Genomic DNA, 3,087 nt, shown 5'->3' on the forward strand with positions numbered 1-3,087 from the left:
GCCAACACGGCCCCGATCCACTTGCACCTGCACCTGGGCGGGTGTGCTCACCTCCACCCCCGCCACGCTCCGAATCACGTCACAGGACCGAAGACCAGCCTGCTCAGCCGGACTGTCCCGCAGCACGTTCACCACAGCCACTCCATCGGTCTCCGGGTAAGGGCAGTTGGCCCCTTCCTGGTTGATCTCGGCAGCAAGCTCCTGGGTGATGCGCCGCAAGCTCACCCCCATGAACGGATGGCTGGCTCGCCCATAGGCAATGATCTGCTCGCCAATCTCCCGGGCCTTGTTAATGGGAATGGCAAAGCTGATGCCACCGCCTGGGGACGTCTGGATGAACGTGTTGATGCCAATCACCTGGGCACGCTCGTTAATCAGTGGTCCACCGGAATTGCCAGGATTGATGGCCGCGTCCGTCTGGATGTAGGAGACCCGTGATCCCTCCGGAACCCCGGTTGTGCGGCCGATGGCACTGATGATGCCCAAGGACACGCTGTTGTTGAGGCCCAGAGGGTTGCCAATGGCAATGGCCCATTCCCCGGGCCTCATCTCATCGGAGTCGCCCAGCGGGGCAACAGGCAAGTTGTTGGCGCCGTCAATCCTGACGATGCCCAGGTCGGTCACCACGTCTGAGCCCACCACCCGACCCGGGTAACTGCGGCCGCTGGGCAAGGTCACCGTCACCCTTTCCGCTCCTTCCACCACGTGGTGGTTGGTGAGCACGATGCCGTCAGAGCGGGTGATAAAGCCGGAACCCTGGCCTTCGGGAGGATTGTCGTCAAAGGGACTACCCCCTGGCAAGAGGGGAAAAGGGGACCGCGCTTGACGGGTGTCAATGCGCACCACGCTGGGACCCACCTTTTCCACCGCCGCAACGACAAAGTCTCCCTGGTGGGATTCCAACAGGGAGCGCTCGGCAGGACCATGGCTGCGGGGAAGCAGGGAAGCACAGCCCCCGAGGAGGAAGCACAGGCCCAGCAGGAGACCGTGGGTGGACATGGGCCGTGGAGAACATTGCACGGGACGGTGGCGCTGGCAGTCAGGGAATCGGTTCACCCCGTGGTCCACGAGAGACGTGAATTTTAGGTCTTCTATTCATGCCCCAGCAAGGGGCGGTGCTGATGGTTCCACAAAAGTCCCCCGATCAGAACAGGGGCGTGCAGTTGTTGGTGTGGCTCATGGGCCACGTCCACGGCAAAGGAGTTCCTGCTAGAGGTTGAAGCCTGAACCCACCTTCAAGCAAGGGTCAAGCGCTCCGTTGGATCAAGATCAGTTCGGTGCCGAACTCTGGCGTGATGTCTGCCATGAACTCCAGAAGAGCCTGAGCAAACCCACCTATGCCACCTGGATCCACCCTGTTGGGGGGGCAAGGTTTGACGGACAGTGTCTGGAGCTTCTTGCCCCCAGCACCTTTGCGGCCAATTGGCTCCGGAAGAGCTACCAAGCCCTGATCAGTCAGTTGGCTTCCGCCATCGCTGAGCGGCCGGTGCGGGTACACATCAAAGACGCGCCACCCCGACTGCCTTTCACCAAGGCTGATGGTGTGGGTGGTCCGAGCGCTGATCCCCCAAGGACTGATGCCTCCCATCAAGCTGCGACCGTTGGCCCCCCGGTGCCATGCCGTCAATCCACCACGAGCAGGGGCCTCAATCCCCGCTACCTCTTCAGCCGTTTTGTGGTGGGGGGCAACAGCTACATGGCCCATGCAGCCTCCATGGCCGTGGCAGAGTCCACCAGCAAGAGTTTCAATCCCCTGTTTCTCTGCGGCAACGTTGGTGTGGGGAAGACCCACCTCATGCAGGCTATCGGCCATCACCGTCTGCGGACCAACCCCCAAGACCGGGTTTTATACGTCACCACCGAGCAGTTCACCAACGAGATGATCACGGCCATTCGTAAAGACCGGATGCAGAGCTTCCGGGAGGGCTACCGGGAGGCAGACTTGGTCCTGGTGGACGACATCCAGTTCATTCAGGGCAAGGAGTACACGCAGGAGGAGTTTTTCCACACCTTCAACTGGCTGCATGAGTCGGGACGCCAGGTGGTGTTGGCCGGTGATCGCCCTCCCGGCAGGATCGATCGTATCCAGAAGCGGCTCATCTCCCGCTTTTCCATGGGTCTGGTGGCTGATATCCAGTCCCCCGACCTGGAAACCCGTATGGCCATCCTCCATAAAAAGGCTGACCAGGACAAGGTGAACCTGCCTGAAGAGTTGCTTCACTACATTGCTTGCCATTTCACCTCCAACATCCGTGAACTGGAAGGGGCGCTGACCCGGGCAGTGGCCTACTGCTCGATTACGGGCCTGCCGCCGACCACCAAGGCGGTGGCGCCCATTCTTGACCTGTCCGCTGAGCCAGTGCAGGTGAGGCCAAGACGGGTGATTGACAGCGTTGCCCAGGTGTTTGCAGTGGGGGCGAGCGACCTGCAGGGCAGTAGCCGCAAACGGACCGTGAGCCGGGCCCGGCAGATGGCCATGTATCTGCTACGGCAACACACCAGCCTGTCCCTCGGTAAAATTGGTCAACGCTTCGGTGGGAAGAACCACACGACGGTTCTCTATGCGGTTCGCTGCGTCAGCAAGGCCCTGGACGACGACCCGGAACTGGCCCAACTGTTGGCCAAGGCGCGCAGCTTGCTGGGAGCATGAAGCAATAACGGTCCCCAGGGAAGTGACGGGAAAACCTTTATGATGCATATAGACTCTACGGCCCAGACTTAGATATTGTCTACTTTTCCAATAATGGCACCTTGAAAATAGCTGGCCGCCATGGCCCCCAACAGGGCTGTGGCCTCATGGGCCGGCACAGCCGCCAGCAACGGACCACAGGTTTGTGGGTCAACCAACAACCCCCACAGGGCAGAATCCGGCTCCCGCCGTAGCCGGATTGCTCCCTGGGGTGCCAACAACTCCAGAGCAGAGGTGTTATGGGGCGCCAGGGTGCTGGCAGTGCCAGCCCTCAATAACTCCAGGGCGCCGGCGTAGGCGGGAATCCTATGGGGATCAAGCTGAACCCCAATGCCGGGGGGAGATGCCTGCACCATCTCCCCCAAATGCCCCAACAGCCCAAAACCGGTCACGTCCGT

At 61.0% G+C, this 3,087-nt stretch carries 3 protein-coding genes; 1 reads left to right on the plus strand and 2 read right to left on the minus strand.

Annotated elements, in window-relative coordinates; genetic code table 11:
* Nucleotides 1-999, minus strand: a 999-nt coding sequence (locus FLM9_RS03360) for a trypsin-like peptidase domain-containing protein (RefSeq protein ID WP_074457260.1), incomplete at its 3' end; no start/stop codon positions are given.
* 259 nt (nucleotides 1,000-1,258) lie between these two features.
* Between FLM9_RS03360 and dnaA the strand changes: the two genes are divergently transcribed.
* Nucleotides 1,259-2,650 (plus strand): chromosomal replication initiator protein DnaA, encoded by a 1,392-nt coding sequence (gene dnaA, locus FLM9_RS03365; RefSeq protein ID WP_074457261.1) that lies wholly within the window; start codon nucleotides 1,259-1,261, stop codon nucleotides 2,648-2,650.
* 68 nt (nucleotides 2,651-2,718) lie between these two features.
* Here dnaA and FLM9_RS03370 read toward each other — a convergent pair.
* Nucleotides 2,719-3,087 (minus strand): AIR synthase-related protein (locus FLM9_RS03370; protein WP_257242989.1); only part of this gene is annotated, 369 nt, incomplete at its 5' end.

It is taken from the genome of Candidatus Synechococcus spongiarum (assembly GCF_900047545.1).
Classification (GTDB): Bacteria; Cyanobacteriota; Cyanobacteriia; order PCC-6307; family Cyanobiaceae; genus Synechococcus_B; species Synechococcus_B spongiarum_C.